Annotated in this window: 17 protein-coding genes; 11 read left to right on the top strand and 6 right to left on the bottom strand. The window is 38.0% G+C overall.

Annotated features, from left to right (window positions below):
• The first annotated feature begins 398 nt into the window (after window positions 1-398).
• From BK009_RS02945 to dapB, 4 genes are all read left to right on the top strand, one after another.
• Window positions 399-1,043 (top strand): TetR/AcrR family transcriptional regulator, encoded by a 645-nt coding sequence (locus BK009_RS02945; RefSeq protein WP_100906385.1) that lies wholly within the window; start codon window positions 399-401, stop codon window positions 1,041-1,043.
• Between the two features lie 77 nt (window positions 1,044-1,120).
• Window positions 1,121-1,804, top strand: a complete 684-nt coding sequence (locus tag BK009_RS02950) for a DUF169 domain-containing protein (RefSeq protein WP_100908988.1) — start codon at window positions 1,121-1,123, stop codon at window positions 1,802-1,804.
• A 136-nt stretch (window positions 1,805-1,940) separates the two neighbouring features.
• Complete coding sequence (locus BK009_RS02955; RefSeq protein ID WP_100907720.1) at window positions 1,941-3,377, top strand: MDR family MFS transporter; 1,437 nt, start codon at window positions 1,941-1,943, stop codon at window positions 3,375-3,377.
• A gap of 32 nt (window positions 3,378-3,409) precedes the next feature.
• Window positions 3,410-4,231, top strand: a complete 822-nt coding sequence (gene dapB, locus BK009_RS02960) for a 4-hydroxy-tetrahydrodipicolinate reductase (RefSeq protein WP_100908989.1) — start codon at window positions 3,410-3,412, stop codon at window positions 4,229-4,231.
• A gap of 180 nt (window positions 4,232-4,411) precedes the next feature.
• On the opposite strand, the gene BK009_RS02965 is transcribed toward dapB, so the two are convergent.
• Window positions 4,412-5,626: an FAD-dependent oxidoreductase gene (locus BK009_RS02965; protein WP_100908990.1), complete on the bottom strand. Its 1,215-nt coding sequence runs from the start codon at window positions 5,624-5,626 to the stop codon at window positions 4,412-4,414.
• Window positions 5,627-5,837: 211 nt separating this feature from the next.
• Window positions 5,838-6,305: a DUF5518 domain-containing protein gene (locus BK009_RS02970; RefSeq protein ID WP_100906380.1), complete on the bottom strand. Its 468-nt coding sequence runs from the start codon at window positions 6,303-6,305 to the stop codon at window positions 5,838-5,840.
• 256 nt (window positions 6,306-6,561) lie between these two features.
• Here BK009_RS02970 and BK009_RS02975 point away from each other — a divergent pair, with 256 nt between their 5' ends.
• Both BK009_RS02975 and BK009_RS02980 read left to right on the top strand, forming a co-directional pair.
• A complete protein-coding gene (locus tag BK009_RS02975; RefSeq protein WP_100906379.1) occupies window positions 6,562-7,011 on the top strand; it encodes a metal-dependent transcriptional regulator in 450 nt (149 codons plus the stop codon).
• 158 nt (window positions 7,012-7,169) lie between these two features.
• The gene (locus BK009_RS02980; RefSeq protein ID WP_100907721.1) at window positions 7,170-7,889 is read left to right on the top strand and encodes a HEAT repeat domain-containing protein; all 720 of its coding nucleotides are present in this window, start codon (window positions 7,170-7,172) and stop codon (window positions 7,887-7,889) included.
• 43 nt (window positions 7,890-7,932) lie between these two features.
• On the opposite strand, the gene BK009_RS02985 is transcribed toward BK009_RS02980, so the two are convergent.
• Window positions 7,933-8,391: an HIT family protein gene (locus tag BK009_RS02985; protein ID WP_100908991.1), complete on the bottom strand. Its 459-nt coding sequence runs from the start codon at window positions 8,389-8,391 to the stop codon at window positions 7,933-7,935.
• Between the two features lie 160 nt (window positions 8,392-8,551).
• Between BK009_RS02985 and BK009_RS02990 the strand changes: the two genes are divergently transcribed.
• A complete protein-coding gene (locus BK009_RS02990) occupies window positions 8,552-9,958 on the top strand; it encodes an MFS transporter (protein WP_100908992.1) in 1,407 nt (468 codons plus the stop codon).
• Between the two features lie 144 nt (window positions 9,959-10,102).
• Window positions 10,103-10,567 (top strand): hypothetical protein, encoded by a 465-nt coding sequence (locus tag BK009_RS02995; RefSeq protein ID WP_100907724.1) that lies wholly within the window; start codon window positions 10,103-10,105, stop codon window positions 10,565-10,567.
• A gap of 138 nt (window positions 10,568-10,705) precedes the next feature.
• On the opposite strand, the gene BK009_RS03000 is transcribed toward BK009_RS02995, so the two are convergent.
• Complete coding sequence (locus BK009_RS03000; RefSeq protein WP_100908993.1) at window positions 10,706-10,987, bottom strand: hypothetical protein; 282 nt, start codon at window positions 10,985-10,987, stop codon at window positions 10,706-10,708.
• A 137-nt stretch (window positions 10,988-11,124) separates the two neighbouring features.
• Window positions 11,125-12,558, bottom strand: coding sequence for a M48 family metallopeptidase (locus tag BK009_RS03005; RefSeq protein WP_100908994.1), 1,434 nt, complete (start codon window positions 12,556-12,558; stop codon window positions 11,125-11,127).
• A gap of 310 nt (window positions 12,559-12,868) precedes the next feature.
• On the opposite strand from BK009_RS03005, the gene nucS reads away from it, so the two are divergent.
• From nucS to BK009_RS03020, 3 genes are all read left to right on the top strand, one after another.
• The gene (nucS, locus tag BK009_RS03010; protein ID WP_100908995.1) at window positions 12,869-13,636 is read left to right on the top strand and encodes an endonuclease NucS; all 768 of its coding nucleotides are present in this window, start codon (window positions 12,869-12,871) and stop codon (window positions 13,634-13,636) included.
• Window positions 13,637-13,794: 158 nt separating this feature from the next.
• On the top strand, window positions 13,795-14,547 hold the full coding sequence (locus BK009_RS03015) for a metallophosphoesterase (protein ID WP_232728012.1): 753 nt from the start codon (window positions 13,795-13,797) through the stop codon (window positions 14,545-14,547).
• Between the two features lie 56 nt (window positions 14,548-14,603).
• Window positions 14,604-14,846 (top strand): hypothetical protein, encoded by a 243-nt coding sequence (locus tag BK009_RS03020; RefSeq protein WP_100906370.1) that lies wholly within the window; start codon window positions 14,604-14,606, stop codon window positions 14,844-14,846.
• Between the two features lie 118 nt (window positions 14,847-14,964).
• On the opposite strand, the gene BK009_RS03025 is transcribed toward BK009_RS03020, so the two are convergent.
• Entirely contained in the window at window positions 14,965-16,116 is a 1,152-nt protein-coding gene (locus BK009_RS03025) for a vWA domain-containing protein (RefSeq protein ID WP_100908996.1), read from the bottom strand.
• Window positions 16,117-16,249 lie beyond the last annotated feature (133 nt).

The following is a 16,249-nucleotide window of genomic DNA, read 5'->3' on the forward strand; positions in this document are numbered from 1 at the left end:
CTATTTTAAATCAAAGGGCCATTTTCTTTTTATATTCTGAAGAATATCCTTTACGAATTTCAATTTTAACAAGCAGACACATTTTATTAAACCTCTCGGTATTTACTTTAGAATTTCGTATTTTATCTACTGTTTACTATCCATTAATCTAAATAATTAATTCATGTTCTGATCTTTTTATGAAAAGATAACAATACTCCAAATCTTTCCAAACTGTGTCAAATCCATAGAAGCTGTGTTCGATGTGAATTTTGTTCTTAATTAATATTAAATATTTTATTTTAAACCAAAATCTTTATATAGTCTTGTTGACTACCAGTTATATAACTGACTAATAAGTCATAAAATTGAAGGGACAGTCATGATTGGTTATCAGTTATGGTGTACGGGTGAATCATATGTCACTAACAAAATGGAAGGAAAGAGAAAAGGAACAACGTCGAAATGATATTATCAAAGTTTCAAGGAAACTATTTGCTGATAAAGACTTTGATAAAGTTTCAATGGAAGATATCGCAAAAGAGGTTGGACTTGGCAAAGGGACGCTTTATCTTTATTTTAAAAATAAAGAATCATTGTACTTTGCAGTGGTCTTAAAGGGTATTCAAATTTGGGCTGCAATAGTTAAAGAAGAGGTCAAAAAAGATTATAGTGGCTTAAACAGGTTAATATCATATGGAAATGCAAATAGGGGATTTTCCAATAAATATCCTGATTATTTCCGGTTGTTGTATTCTCCCACTTCAATCAAAAAACAATTTGATATGGATAAAATGACGAGTAGTGAAGAATTCCAGGAAGTAAGGGAATTATTCAAAGAAATAATGTCCGTAGGAATAGATTCAATACAAAAAGGTATAGATGAAGGTGAAATCAGGCCCGATGTTGATCCAACAGAAGCAGCTATTCTCCTATCAGTAATATACAATGGTAAGGCCAATATGGGTGACTGGGCTAAAGAGCTACTGGAAAATAAGGGAATTGATGAGGAGAAATTTAGCAAGGATATTGGAGATCTATTCCTGCACATGCTAACTAAATAGAAATACCCTGGTCGAAATTCATGGAATTACTAGATTAGCTAATGAAAGTTATTTATTATTGTAAAGAGGCGTTAGATATGAATTATAATGAATTGGGTGAAAAATTAAATGAACTTTTAAAATTGGAAAATACACCGGTAGCCATAAAATGGTCTGTTAAAGAACCCAAAAATATTGAAAAAGAAGAATGTAAATCAAGATTCTGCAGTAAACTTGAAAAAGCCATGAACGGTGAAATGTTCTATTCCACCTTAGACGAAGAGGAATGCATGGGTGGTGCAAGATATTCAGGACTTAAAAGTATGAGTGAATACCCTCCAAATGTACAAAGCGGGGCATTCATGGTTCCTAGGGGCCTTTATAAGAACATCCCTGCAGTGCAACGTTCAAGGAAAAATGAAACATACATAAACCCCGGGATTTTCCATGCAATTATCTTCGCCCCCCTCAATAAGGCAGAATTTGAGCCAGACGTGATATTAATGGTCTCTAATGCAAAACAGGGGATGGAAATACTTCACGCCAATGCCTATGATTCAGGAACACATGGAATAGGTGCGGATGTAGCTCCAATATGCAGTTCAATGGCTGCAACTCCGTACATGACTGGAAGAGTCACTTATGGATTTGGTGATGTTGCTTCAAGGCAAAACATGGGTATCAACCAAGAAGACATCATGGTTAGTATTCCTGGAAGCGAGTTGTGCCGCATAGTTTCTAATTTAGAAGAAATGCGAACTAAAGTGTTATTTAAGGAATGATTTTTAAGAATCATTATTTCTTTTTTTGAAATCATTCAAAAATAACCCATATTCCAAAATTAACCGAGATTTTAAACCCTTCGTTTAACTCACTAAAAAACTGTTATAATTGTAATTTGCCCTGCAAGTGATAACCATGAATCATGAAAGTCATTTTACTCTAGTTAAAAATAAAATAAATCTAATAATGGCAGGATTAATGGTTGGCCTTCTTGTAGCTGCCTTTGATTATTCAATCATGGGAACTGCTATGCCTAAAGTTATTAACAGTCTCCAGGGAATGGAATATTACACATGGCCCTTTACGTCTTACATGTTGACCTCAACCATCGCCGTAATTCTCTTTGGTAAATTATCCGACATTTACGGTAGAAAACATGTTCTAATTGCAGGGATCATCACATTTGTCATAACTTCCGTAATGTGTGGTCTGGCCACCAGCATGTTTCAACTAATTATATTCAGAGGGATTCAAGGAATTGGAGGGGGAATCCTACTTTCTCTCCCATTTATTGTGGTTGGGGAAATTTTCAGCCCCCGAGATCGGGCCAAATACATGGGAATACTTGGATCGGTATTTGGGCTTGCCGACGTAATGGGGCCAATTCTTGGTGGTGTAATTACTGATACTTTGGGTTGGAGATGGGTGTTTTTTATAAATGTTCCAATTGGAATCACTGCAGTAACCATAATTTTTTATTCTCTTCCAAATTTCAAACTGCCCGATGTTAAAAAAAACATTGATATCTCGGGGATTATAACCTTTACCTTAGCTTTAAGTGCCCTTTTCCTGGCAATAACACTTGCCGGGAATATTAATACCAGCCCATTAGTTGAAATAGTAGGACTCCTGGTATTTTCAGGGGTAATGCTGGTATTGTTTATCTCAGCCGAGAAAAGAGCTGTAGAACCTGTTCTACCCCTACGTCTTTTTAGAAATTCAATATTCAATGTATCATCAGTAGAAAGCTTTTTAGCAGCTGCATTAATGTTTAGTGGCATAATTTACATTCCATTATTTGCACAAGGTGTTTTAGGTATGAGTTCTACCAATTCTGGGTTCATTATGGTGCCCATGTTGTTTAGTCTGACATTGGCTTCAATAATCACTGGAGAAATCATATCCCGGACTGGGAAATATAAAAAGTTGGTTATCGCCGAATTTATTATAACCGGGTTAGGAGTTTTGCTGCTGGCTACAATGAATGAGAATACGCCCTATTATATGCTGATATTATATTCGACAGTTCTGGGTGTTGGTTCAGGAATGGCTTACAATATATTCAATGTAGCAGTGCAGAATGCATTCCCAATGCGGGATATAGGTGTTGTAACCGCTTCCATGCGGTTTTTCAGAAATGTAGGTACAATTGTCTTCGTTCCAATATTTGGGTACATAATGAACTTCACACTGGGAAGTTCAACTGCAGTTACTGCAAGTTACCTTCAAGCTTTAGCAATTTCTATCCAGAATATTTTCCTTACAGCCATAATACTGGCATTTGTAGGATTGATTATGGCGTTCTTCCTCCAAGAAATACCATTAAGCGGAGATGAAACTACTAACTCATGATCTAACAAATTTTTTAAAGGGAGTTTTTGATAATGATTAAAGTTGCGTTAACAGGTGCAAATGGGATAATAGGTTCAAAAATAATTAAAACCATCCTTAAACAGGAAGATATGGAAGTGGTGGCAGCAATAGGATCACCGAACACTCCACTGGAAGGAATGGATATAGGTGGAGTAACAGGTGTGGGAAATATTGGTGTCCATGTAAATGGTGCGCAAAGGCTTGCTGAGGTTTTAAAGGAAAGAAAACCTGATGTTCTCATTGATTTTACCATTGCAAATGCAGCTGTGGACATAATCAGAACTTCAGCAGATTGTGGAGTTAATCTAGTTGTGGGTACAACCGGAATAAAGGACGATCAATTGATTGAAATAAAAAAATCCATCCAGGAAAATAAGATAAAGGCAGTTATTTCTCCTAACATGGCAGTCGGTGTGAATGTGTTCTTTAAAATCGTTGGAACACTAGCCAATATCCTTAATGATTTTGATATTGAAATAATAGAAACTCATCATAATCATAAAGTGGATGCACCTTCAGGCACAGCTCTTAAAGCATACGAAATTATAGCTGAGGTGCTTGGAAGAAATAAAGATGAAACTTGTGCCTATGGTAGGCAGGGAATGGTACGTGCACGAAATACTGAAGAAATAGGAATACATGCAGTACGTGGTGGGGATATAGTTGGAGATCATACTTTACTATTTTCTGGTGAAGGAGAGCGAATTGAAATTGTTCACAGAGCACATAGCAGACAGTCATTTGTCACCGGGGTGATTAAGGCAGTAAGATATGTTGTTGGAGCTCCTGAAGGAAAAATAAGTGATATGGGAGATGTAATGGGCGTAAAATAGGAATGAAGGGTTATTTTTTCTTTAATATTTTAACCTGTTACTTGAACCTGTAACATTAATAAAAAAACGATGCCAGATAATTAAATATTTATCTTATTGTTTAGTGGCATTAAATCATCCACAGCCCTTAAGATCTTTAACATATTGCATTTCCTTTTTAATTTGTTATTCGTTTTTGAATTATTCCTTGCTTATGTGTTTGGCCAGTTTTTTGGCCAGGGCCAGGATGGTGAGAACTGGAGGTGCACCAGGTGCCCTTGGGAAAACACTGGCATCGCACACGTAAAGACCCTCAACTTCTGTTTCCAAATTTTTATCAACTACTTCTCCAATGGCAGCAGTTCCACCAGGGTGTGCTCCCCTGGCTGGGGTTGAAACAAGTGTGTCAGGGTCAACACCGCCCTCAGTGAGTATGGCACCGGCAAGAGAAGATCCTTCTGCCAGTAATCCCATATCATGGGAGGTGTTATTTTTAACAACTCCTTTTTCATCCACCCTGCCCGATGATTCGTCCCTGATTTTGACCATAATTCCCAGGATATCCTTATCCTGGAATCCAAGGTGACTGAGCTTTGATAGAAGTATGCTGGAATAATGGGGAGCCAGTATGAATCCATCTTTCTTAAGCAATCCATTCATGGATACTTCTTTATAAAACTGGATGTCTGGCAATGTTCCACCCACCGTGACAAAGGTGTCCACAAAAAGATGTTCACCTGCCACTAAACCTGCAGATCTAAGTAGTAATGGTGTTTCCACAGCCCCAGAACACACTATAACTCTGTCAGCATCATATTCTTCTTTAACACATTTTTCAGGGTTAAAGACTTCCACTCCCTTCAACTGACCATTACTGGTTATAACCCGGGTTACCTCGGTGTTGTCTATGATTTGAAGACCTTTTTTTCGTGCTTCAATGAGAAAATCAAGAGAACTCCACTTGGCATTGCGGGGACAACCCAAAGCGCATTTACCACAGGGGATACACTCTTCTGGGTTGATGAATTTTGGCATTTTCTCCATATTCAAACCAAGGGAAGAAGAAGCTTCCATAATTTTCAATGTACCGACTCCATAATGAGTGTCTGGAAGTTTTCCAACATTTAATTCCCCTTCAACCTCTTCAAATTCATGGTAAAGGTCTATTCCCATTTCTTTGAACTCTTTCTGACAGGTTCTCACTGCGTTTCCAGCGGTTACCAGGGTGGTCCCTCCCAGACAAGAGGTTTTAAGGAGTTCCACCCCAACATTCAAGTTATCATAACACTGGAAAGCTTTATCAGGAGTTATATATTCTCCTTTTTCAATTAGGGTAACTGATACTCCCTTCAGGGCAAGTTCTCGGGCAACAGTTGCCCCGCCAGCTCCAGATCCAATCACAATAACATTTTTCATTATATCAAACTTCAAAGAATAATTTATTTGAATTTTGAAGTATTCCCCATTGACTTTCAGAATACAGTATATTTGGAAATACTATTAATATTATTAAAATACTCTATAATGGATATTATAAACATACAGTGGTTGAAGTACACTTTGTTTATTAATACGTAATAAAATACTCAGATTTAATCTAATAACTGTTATTAAGAGTGTTACTTCCCTATTTACGATAAAGAGTTCTTCTTTGGGGTTTTGATTTCCTTTTTATGATCCTTTTGGGGGCTTTGCTGATTTTTGGGTTTTTAGGTTTATCCTGGGATTTAAAGAGTTTATCAGCAAAATATCCCCCAATAGCTCCCATTAAACTGTAAATTATCAAACTAACAATCAACCCCATAATAAGGGTGAAAATACCATCAAATGCGTAGCCCACCCCAATCACCACTGCATTGGGCAGTTGGTATGGTAAAACTGGTGGAGTGAACAGGCACACCACGAAATAGAGCAGGCATAGTAAAGCAGTTGCCAGTGCACCAACCTTATAATTGGCTTCTTCATCAGGGGTTAGGTAAACTGCCACAAATCCAACTAAAACCAGAGCAAATATTCCTCCAATATTGAAAAAAGCCAGAATAAGGCCTAATATTATGCTGGTTAAAATAGCCATTTCCATACTAATATTTGGCATGCTCCATGTTCCTCTTTTGATTTATAAACCTAAGGTTGGCATTGACTTAAACTTCACTCACTTCTATCATTCGTTTTAAATCAATCTAATCTATAATAGATTTTATAAGTATATTGGAGTTTATAAGGGTTTTCATTAGCTTTACTTCCATTAAGCATAATCTACAAAAAAAATACACCAAGCCCCTATAAAGGTCATCAATAAGATAAAGTTAATAGAATAAAAAAACAATATTAGATTAATGTCTGTTAATCATATGAAGATAACCCGTAGTGTGGAAGATTACCTGGAAGCCATGTATTCGCTGGAGCAGGAACAGGGAACAATCCGGGTGAAAGATGTGGCCGAAACACTGGGAGTAAAGCCACCCAGTGTGGTAGAAGCTGTTAAAAAGCTTTCTAAAATGAATATGGTTTCCTATGAACGTTACGGTACAATTAAGTTAAAAGAGGATGGACTTAAAATTGCCAAGGAAGTAAACAGCCGTCATCAACTCCTTAAGAATTTTTTGCTAATTATGGGAGTGGATGGTGAAATAGCTGAGAAGGATGCCTGTGCCATGGAACATGTGATGGATGTTTCCACCATTAGTAAACTACGAAAATTCGTAGAATTTAACAATATCTTCCCCAATACCTACAAATTCATGGAAAAATTCAGAGAATACGCTGAAAAAGACACTATCTCTTCAAGTGATGACCACTAATTTATGGAATTGCCTAACTTCTAGTAACTGAAGAAAATAAATCTTTAACTAATTCCAATAACTTTCACTCAACTCAATTACAATTTCAATATCATAATATTTAACTCATTTCAAAATTAAGAAACTCAAATGGGGATTAAATAGGGGGTATTTGAAAAATGAGCATCTTTAATGGAAGTTTCAACCCTGATGTGGAAAAACTGGAAAATGAGGGTGATGTTAACGGTCTTATTAAAACACTGCAAAAAGGTGATAATCAGCATCAAGTTGAAGCTGCCCGGGCATTGGGAAGATTTAAGGCTGATAAAGTAATTGAAGTTCTTATTGAGGCATTAGAAAATGAGGATGGGGATGTTCGGTGGAATGCCGCTAGTTCCCTTGGAAAGATTGGTAGTAGTGATGTCACACCATTCCTTCTGAAAACACTTCGTGATGAGAAATGGTATGTTCGCCTGCAAACTGCCGAAGCATTGGGCGAGATTGGAGACGAAAGGGCCTTATTGCCACTTTTAGAATCATTGAAGGACCAAAAGATAAGGAATAATGTTGCTATTGCCCTGGGACATTTAGGAGATGCCCGGGCAGTTGATCATTTAATTGAAGCCTTAAAGGATGATGATTTTAGTTTTCGCAGTGCAGCAGAAGAAGCACTGGGTATGATCGGCGATGAAAAAGCAGTCCCAGTCTTAATTGAGGCTTTAGACGATAAAAATGTTAGTGTTCGCCGACATGCTGCTGGGGCACTAGGTAAAATTGGTGATGAGCGGGCAATAAAGCCACTTTTAAGTGCCCTGAATGATGAGAAATGGTATGTGCGTCTGCAGGTTGAGGAGGCAATACAGGAACTTAACGCGCGTTTAAAGGAAAATGAAAAGTAAACATGGTATATGATGGGATTATATTGGGATAAAATTTCTTTTTTTATAAATATTCCCTTATTTTTTCAGCAATTCGCTGCCGGACATTATAGGATATGTTTTTTGGGGGTCGGGGTCGCATGTAACCGAAATGGGGATCTTCAAAGGTGTGACCTGCAAAGTTTACCGGATGATTGTAGCGAGGTATGAAATGCCAGTGTAAATGTGGCTCAGGAGTGTCTTCCAGGTAAAAGGTGTTCATTAAACACCCCCAGTTAAAAAGGGTGGCACCAAATGCAGTTTTAACTGCCTTTTCCATGCTTTCCAGGAGTTCAATAAAATCATCCCATTCTTCCTTGGAAAGCCCAGTTAAGGTTCGTTGGTCGCGTTTTAATGCCACCACACAGGTGGCCAGATTACTCTGATTGGGAGCCAGAAATACAATCCAGTGTTCAGTCTGGATAAGAGGATCTCCAAAGTCATAATCAACCAGCTTTTCACAATAAGGACACTCAATACTCATAAATCCAATTCTCCCCATATTTAATCCATAGTGTTTATCTTAAATGTTTAATTTATAGTTTAAATTAAGTATTATTTCTATGTATATAGATGTAATGGTGACTGGAGTTTGAATTTAGGGGTTGAGTTATTGTCAGTGATTTTCTAGGGGAAAGTGTACCATGATTTCATTTAGAAAGGGTAAAACAAAGTTCGGGGATCACGGGCCAGTGGAAAGATGTGCCCTGGTTCTGGTAGTTATTGGATCATTCCTAATACCCTTCATGGGTTCTTCCCTCAGCCTGGCCCTTCCCTTAATACAGAGAGATCTATCAGTTAGTATACTTATCTTAGGTTGGATCCCCACTGCATTTACCCTGGCCAACGCTGCCCTGGTACTGCCCTTTGGAAGACTTGCTGATATATACGGTCGGAAAAGGGTTTTCACCATTGGATTTGTGGTTTACACTCTGGCATCATTACTAGCCGTCTTTTCCACGTCTGGAATTATTTTAGTCCTTTTCAGTTTCCTTCAGGGTTTGGGTTGTGCCATGATATTTGCCACGGGGATCGCACTTTTAATCACCATCTTCCCCCAGGAAAAAAGAGGCCAGGTTTTAGGCATATACCTTGCTGCCGTGTATTTGGGTTTATTCATGGGTCCTTTGCTGGGTGGGTTCCTGGTTCAAAACTTCGGATGGGAGAGTATATTCTTCATAAATTTACCTATTGGCTTATTTGCTATTTCACTTATACTGTTGAGGTTTAAAGGGGAGTGGAGAGGATCTTCAGGAGAGAAATTTGACATATCTGGATCAATTATTTATGCCCTGTCCCTTTCCGCAGTGATGTATGGAGTTTCGACGCTAACTGATTTCCAGGGTCAGCTGTCACTTTTAACTGGATTAGTCGGAGTGATGATTTTTTACAGATTAGTTAATGGATCTAAGACACCGATTATCCCTCTAGAAATATTCAAAAATAGGTTAACCAGTTTTTCAGGTTTGGCTTTGTTGTTACTTGCAGTTGCCACCTCCGCCATGTGGACTCTGCTCAGCCTGTATCTTCAGGATCTACGAGGACTGGATCCGCTGACCACTGCCCTTATTCTGGCTGTACAACCACTTACAGTTGCCATCCTGTCACCACTAATTGGGCGCTGGTGGAATGAAAAAGATGATCTGAGCATAACCATTATTGGGCCAGTATTGTGTGCAATTGGACTTTTCACATTTACTCAACTGGATGTGAACACATCATATCTCCTAGTGGTAGGTGGTTTACTTTTGATAGGTATGGGTATGGGACTCTTTTCAGTACCAACCAACCAGAACTTCCTGGGATCATTCACCCGACAGTACTATGGTGTGGGTTCAGCTACCCTTTCCACCACCATATTTATTGGTCAGACTGTGAGTCTGGGCTTTCTATTGTTAATCCTAACTGGATTTATGGGTAACGTGGAGATAGAACCTTCAAATTATCAACTATTACTGGAAGGACTTCGTGTGTCCTTCATGATTTTTGCAGTTTCAGCTGCCATTGGTGGGGTGGTCTCCTATGTTATCCGTGTTAAAATATCCAAGTAAACACTAGATGGGATGATTTAGGTTACATATTTAAGATGTTTTCGGGTCAACCATTCCCAGTCCGGGAGTTGATTAACTTTTTAATAAGCAAGAACAATAAGTAGATCAACATTTAAGTTAACAATAACATCAGGTGGGGGAACATTGAAAGGAACATCAAGTGATGAAAAAGGTAATGGAAAGGATTTCGTAAAAAATTTATTGAAGGAAAAGGAACCTAAAACATCGGAATTTGTATTTGCCATTATAGCCAATATTATCCTCTTATACGTTGTAAACAGCCTTATTTCCTGGAATCTGAGCTTCATCGCACTTTCATTCCAGGAGGTTTTATGGATATTTAATATATCAATAGCAGCAACCATAATCGCGAACATAATCTTTCTAATCTACCATCCGGGATGGTTTAGAAGTATAATCAAAATAATACTGAACATACTAGGATTTCTGGTGGCTTACTACTTATACACAGTATTCCCATTTTCATTAAGCAATGGATGGGTTATATTTTCCGTAAAATTCGCCTTAATAGTGGTGATGGTGGTACTGGTAATTGCAAATATAGTTGAAGTTGTAAAATTAATATTGAAAGCTCTAAACTCACTATAACAACTATTTCAACATTTCTACCTAAGTTAACCTAATAATGTAAAATCCAGTTTAAAAATCTAAACCAGTCTGAATAGTAGCTGGTATCTGTAACTATTCTTTTATCAAATATTTTTAAAAATAATGTTTATGGGCTCCCTAATCAGTCACATTCATCTTCAAAAAAACGTTCAAACGGTGCTTAACTTCAAGTTTAACAGCCTTTATAAGTTCTTCCAGGGGTTCATCTTCCCATGGCTCGGCAATACTTAAAAATGTATTAAAATATATCACGGGGGCGGTGATATCCACCTGAAAATCCTCTATATCCTGTAGATCATCGATTTTAATATGGGAGAATTCTTCATCAGTTAAAATAGTTTTAATCCGAATTTTCCATCCTTTCCCTGATTTATTAAGAGAATCAACTTCAACCTTCATGATTAGACATCCTTAAAAACTGATTAATCATTTATTCATTTATGATGATTTAAACAATAAATTAATTTTACATGTTCCAATAGTCAATTATCCTTATTTTAAGGTTTTTTCCATGTATACCTATTATTCATTAATGGTTATAGGCCCAGTGTACGTTTGAAACCATCAACAACGTCCTTAGCGGATTTTAAGAGGGGATTTTTAACCTTAACCGGGGTTTTCATACCTTCCAGGCGGTCAATACGGAAGTAGATCGGGGGATGGGGATCAAAGTTTATCCAGGAGGGAAGTCTGGTTGGTGAAATCCTTTCGGCATGAAGGCGCTGGTAACCAATCTTACGCAGAGCACTGGCCAAGACTTGGGGGTGACCGATTTTCATGGCTGATAAAAGATCAGCCCTGGTTTCAAAGAACTTGGCCACAAAGAAAATAAACCCTAAGGCCACAATCAAGTAAACCAGTGGGGATATAACCACCAATGGGAATAAAATGGTGAATCTAAGAATGAACTCTGCTGATATTATACTGAAGAGGATTATGGGATCCCTCCCTGACAGGTGGCCCATTTCATGACCTAACACTGATAATATTTCGTCTTCCTCCAGTTGCACCAGTAAACCTGTGGTTATTAGCACCAAACCCCGATTAGGGCTGGGACCTGTGGCAGCGGCATTGGGGATCATGGTATTACTCAATGCCACCTTGGGCATGATGATGTTAAATTTACTGGCAGCTTCTTTCACAATACTGTAAACATCAATTACACGGGAAACCTTCAAATCAGACTGGCAGTGGAAACCGTATTCTCGGAATACATCCTCACCCAATTCACAGGTAGGTTCCAAGCCCAGGGCAAGGCTCTTCTGGTAAATTTCATCCTTCATTTTAATTATAATATCTTTATCGAATTTTTCCTGAAATTTCTGGAACTCTTCCAGTGGTAACTGGTACTCCAGTATATGCACCCGGGGATTTTCAGGAGTGATGATCCAGTCACTGGTCCGAAGTAATATACGGTCTGAGAAGAGCACTATCACCAGTTGGAATAACAGTATGGCCATAATAGCCAGGACTAATTCCAGTAGGATAAAAATAATAATATTAATTCCGAAAAAGAGGAGGTAGATCATTATCATGTTACTTCCAAAGATACGGAAAGAAACTTTTTTACGTCGGGTAGGGGGTGCTTCTGGTAAGATCTCTTCTCCCTCCACCCATGCAAAGTAGAGGGTGGCCTGGCGGATAGCATCCTCAAAGGCCTGGATTGCAATGAAAAGCTCCTCCTCCAGAAGGTCAATTTGGGGAGAGATATCAAAATCAGGTGGAGTTGTTAAAGGGATGATTTTAACAAGGAATGGATTTTCAGCCTGGATTTCAATTCGAACTTCCCATCCTTCCTGATTATTGGTGGCAGTGTAACTTAAAACACCAGCACCATCCATTATAGTTCTGGAAATATTTTTAAATGAATCTGGTTGGGGTAGGAGATAGAAATCTCGTAAAAAATCCAGAGCTTCTTCCAGGTGCCCAGAAGAGAGTTCGGTGTCGATAATGAAATTCTTTTCCAACATTGGTCTCCCGTTGCATTAAAAAAATCTCTGAAGATTTTTCATAATTATTACAAGCAATAAATATTGTTGTAAACCCTACTATATATCTCAATTTTAATAAATTCACTGGTAACTAAATCAGGGGTCAAATTGCAAAATCCAATCCTCAAGTATGATAATTCATCTTTATTATTTCTTTATTATTTCTGTGAAGTGATTATTTCTCTTTATTTTCATATAAAAAATATTAAAATTATGTTAATTATTAATTATGGCTCTTATATTATGATAACAGTGAATTATTTTTATTATAAGCTCTGAAATTCATATCATGAAATTGGTGGAAGAAAAAAACCCAGATACTCAACGAGTACTGGAAATTATCAATGAAGGATTATCAAAAAGGGCAGTTATTACTATCATGGCCTCGTGCCGTGTTTATTATGATGGAAGGGCTGTGAGCCGCCTGGAATTAGGTGACAGGATCATCATGATTAAATCAGATGGTTCGTTCATAATCCATCAGGACCGTAACCTGGAACCCGTGAACTGGCAACCACCGAAAACCAAGGTTGCAGCTGACATTTACCAGGGAATGGTGAAGATAAAAGGAGTAAGAAGAAATCCCCATGAAAAACTGGAAGTGGAAATATTAAACACTCACCTGGCATCATATTTCATTGGTGAGGACTCAGAAAGCCTTGAACTAGCAGGATACGAGGCAGATATGGGTGACCTTATATTTAAGGATCCTGAAGTTATAGAAAAAGGTTTCAGACCCACATCACGGGAATATCACACTACCCAGGGTTTCATAGACATACTGGGCAAGGATCAAAATGGCAACCTAACTATTCTGGAACTAAAAAGTCGAAAAGCAGGTACTAACGCTGTCAAACAGTTAAGACGATATGTAGATTGTTTCAGTGACCATAAAGAAGAAGTTAGAGGGGTTTTAGTGGCACCTTCCGTCACCGATGATGCACGGGAGTTACTGGAAGAACAGAAAATGGAATTCAAGGCATTGGAACCTCCAAGAGAACTGGGTAAGGATAAAGTGGTTACACTGGAAAGTTTCTTTGGACGTAGCAGTTCTTAGTAAATCCAGTTACTTTTATTACCTTCCTTTTTTCCATTCTGACACTATTTTTTTAATTTTAATTTTTAATTATAAGTTAAACCTAGTATCTGGTTTATTCAGGATATTTAATTACATAAAACCAATAAAATATTATCATGAATGGGCAGGGGGTGGACGTGATAAAATTACCACGTCAGGGCATTGCATTAATTGCCGGGGATCTTCATGGAAACATGGAAGATTTCAATAAACTAATGGAAATATGGGGTGAACAATCAACTAAAGATAATCATCTCATTTTAACCGGTGATTTCATCCACGCCATGGGGTCTGAAAACGACAAATCCCTGGAGATACTGGATAAAGTTCGCGCTGATTGTGAAAAATTTGAAAACTTCCACCTACTCCTGGGAAATCATGAATGGGCAACCATAACCAAACTCACCCTTTACAAGGGAGGCGTCAATCAAAGCCTGAATTTTGAGGAACTCTTAAAGGGAAAATTCGGTGGGCAATGGAAGGAAAAACTAGTAGAATACACAAATTTTTTCAAAGAGCTGCCTGTGGCTGTAAAAACTGCTAACAAAGTCTTCATCAGTCACGCGGGCCCACCAAAAAATATAAACTCACTAACTGAAGTGATGAACATCACCAGGAAGGGATACTCCAACAACCTACCTCTTTACGAACTTCTCTGGCGTCGATACGGGGATTACAGCAAAAAAGATGTGGACCAATTCCTGGAAAATATTGGGTGCAGGGCTATGATCGTGGGACACACACCTGTTGATGGATATAAACTCATTGGAAACCAGTTAATCATATCTTCAAGTTACACCAAGGGTAAAAAAGCATATGTGGAGCTTGACCTTGAAAGGGAAATCCATAATGGTCGGGATCTTAAGAAAATGGTAAAATACTTCCAATAATTTAAACAAGTAAAATTATATATAAAATTTGATCATTTCTCTAAAAAGGTGTTAAGATGGAAAATGCCAATATTGAGGACTGGTGTGTGGTGTGTAGAAACACCAAATGCAAACATCATTATCCTATTACTCCAGAAACTCCGCTAGAGTGGAAGATCAGAAAATTTAGGGGTTTATGTGGTCATGGTGAAGATACAATTTATCCAGAATTAATTGAACCCGTGAAATGTCCAAAATGTGGGGAAAAAAGTTTCAGAGTTATTCCCCGACATTTAAAGAGTAAAATCTGTTCAATTTAACACATTATTGAAAAGTTTTGAATTAAATCGAATGAAACTCGAATATATTTCTAGAATTAATTAATAATTCAATAGAAATAATTATTATTTTAAAAATTTTAGGTATTCCTTAAGAAGTTTAGATATCCCTTACCAGAAGGGCTAGTTGATTGAGATTGCGAACTTCATGGATCATGGCACCTGCATCCCGGTAATGGGAAACACAGCTATCCACCACATCCCATTTTTTACGATCCTCTGGATTGAATATCAAAACTTTCCGGCACTTACGGCTCATTTCCTCCACCAGACGTGCGCTTTCCGGCACTCCATCAACCTTGGGACCCGCCCAATCCCTGCAATCAGTTAAAATCATCAGTGTTGATCGTCGATTGAGTTGAACTTTTTCCAGGAAAGATTCAAAGGCCTGGAACATGTTACTGGTACCGTGGACCATAAGATTTTTCTGCCGGATATCCCGTACTTTGATAAATGCATCCAACATACTAGTCTCAGTCATGGCGCTGGTGGTTTCAGCAACTCGGTGATCAAAGTCAAATACCCTCACTCTCCTGAAAGAGTTCTGAGCAGCGTACACCAGGCAGAAAAACCAGTTACTGATCCAGTCACAGGATCCACTTACATCATTCAAGAAGAAGTGATGATTCTTTTTTATACGGGGCTTACTTTTAACCAGGTCAATGAGTGCCCCACCATTTTGAAGATTTTTACGTATGGTACGCCTGACATCAGGACGCATGATCCTGGCCTGACGCTGCCTCCTGCTTCTAACCATGGCGATCTTTTTACCCATCTTATGACATAACAGGAAAAGTTCCGGTTCAAATGAATTTAGGGTGTTTATATCACGGTTAAGCAGTTCTGATTCAATAGGCGATTGTTCATGATCATTCAGAGGGGGATGATAATTAAATTCATTGTTTTTTATTTCAGGGGCCTTAAAATTACTATTATCATCTTCATGATGGGTTATAGTCCATTTCTGGGTGCTTTTAGTAGACCAAACATTCTTTTTGGAAGATACTGATGTTCCATCATCCTCTCCATCATCTGAATCGGCAGTAACTCCACCAAAGAACTCATCAAAGGTTTGATTAAAAGATTCCCTTTGTTTTTGTTCCTTAACATATACTGCAGCCATAGCATCTTTAAAAAGAGGATCATCTTCTTTAAAGAGTTTTGAAACTTCTTTACCAGAGTAAGTACTTCTAATACTAACTGGGATGCCATTTTCCCTCAATAAACCAGAGAAGGTAACAATTCTATCCATTACTCATCACTCAGCACCTTAAATTTCTATTTTATCTATAATTTATCCTTCAGTATCTAAATCTTCAGAGTATATGGGAATAAAAACCCTGAGTAACTGGATTAAAATCCTCGATGTAACCGGAGATGATTTC

Origin of the sequence: Methanobacterium subterraneum (assembly GCF_002813695.1) — an archaeon.
Taxonomy (GTDB): Archaea; Methanobacteriota; Methanobacteria; order Methanobacteriales; family Methanobacteriaceae; genus Methanobacterium; species Methanobacterium subterraneum.

What these genes read in the sequence shown, in the direction of transcription:
- BK009_RS02945 (WP_100906385.1), top strand. Translation starts at nt 399, where the DNA reads ATGTCACTAACAAAATGGAAGGAAAGAGAAAAGGAACAACGTCGAAAT.
- BK009_RS02950 (WP_100908988.1), top strand. Translation starts at nt 1,121, where the DNA reads ATGAATTATAATGAATTGGGTGAAAAATTAAATGAACTTTTAAAATTG.
- BK009_RS02955 (WP_100907720.1), top strand. Translation starts at nt 1,941, where the DNA reads ATGAATCATGAAAGTCATTTTACTCTAGTTAAAAATAAAATAAATCTA.
- dapB (WP_100908989.1), top strand. Translation starts at nt 3,410, where the DNA reads ATGATTAAAGTTGCGTTAACAGGTGCAAATGGGATAATAGGTTCAAAA.
- BK009_RS02965 (WP_100908990.1), bottom strand. Translation starts at nt 5,626, where the DNA reads ATGAAAAATGTTATTGTGATTGGATCTGGAGCTGGCGGGGCAACTGTT.
- BK009_RS02970 (WP_100906380.1), bottom strand. Translation starts at nt 6,305, where the DNA reads ATGCCAAATATTAGTATGGAAATGGCTATTTTAACCAGCATAATATTA.
- BK009_RS02975 (WP_100906379.1), top strand. Translation starts at nt 6,562, where the DNA reads ATGAAGATAACCCGTAGTGTGGAAGATTACCTGGAAGCCATGTATTCG.
- BK009_RS02980 (WP_100907721.1), top strand. Translation starts at nt 7,170, where the DNA reads ATGAGCATCTTTAATGGAAGTTTCAACCCTGATGTGGAAAAACTGGAA.
- BK009_RS02985 (WP_100908991.1), bottom strand. Translation starts at nt 8,391, where the DNA reads ATGAGTATTGAGTGTCCTTATTGTGAAAAGCTGGTTGATTATGACTTT.
- BK009_RS02990 (WP_100908992.1), top strand. Translation starts at nt 8,552, where the DNA reads ATGATTTCATTTAGAAAGGGTAAAACAAAGTTCGGGGATCACGGGCCA.
- BK009_RS03000 (WP_100908993.1), bottom strand. Translation starts at nt 10,987, where the DNA reads ATGAAGGTTGAAGTTGATTCTCTTAATAAATCAGGGAAAGGATGGAAA.
- BK009_RS03005 (WP_100908994.1), bottom strand. Translation starts at nt 12,558, where the DNA reads ATGTTGGAAAAGAATTTCATTATCGACACCGAACTCTCTTCTGGGCAC.
- nucS (WP_100908995.1), top strand. Translation starts at nt 12,869, where the DNA reads ATGAAATTGGTGGAAGAAAAAAACCCAGATACTCAACGAGTACTGGAA.
- BK009_RS03020 (WP_100906370.1), top strand. Translation starts at nt 14,604, where the DNA reads ATGGAAAATGCCAATATTGAGGACTGGTGTGTGGTGTGTAGAAACACC.
- BK009_RS03025 (WP_100908996.1), bottom strand. Translation starts at nt 16,116, where the DNA reads ATGGATAGAATTGTTACCTTCTCTGGTTTATTGAGGGAAAATGGCATC.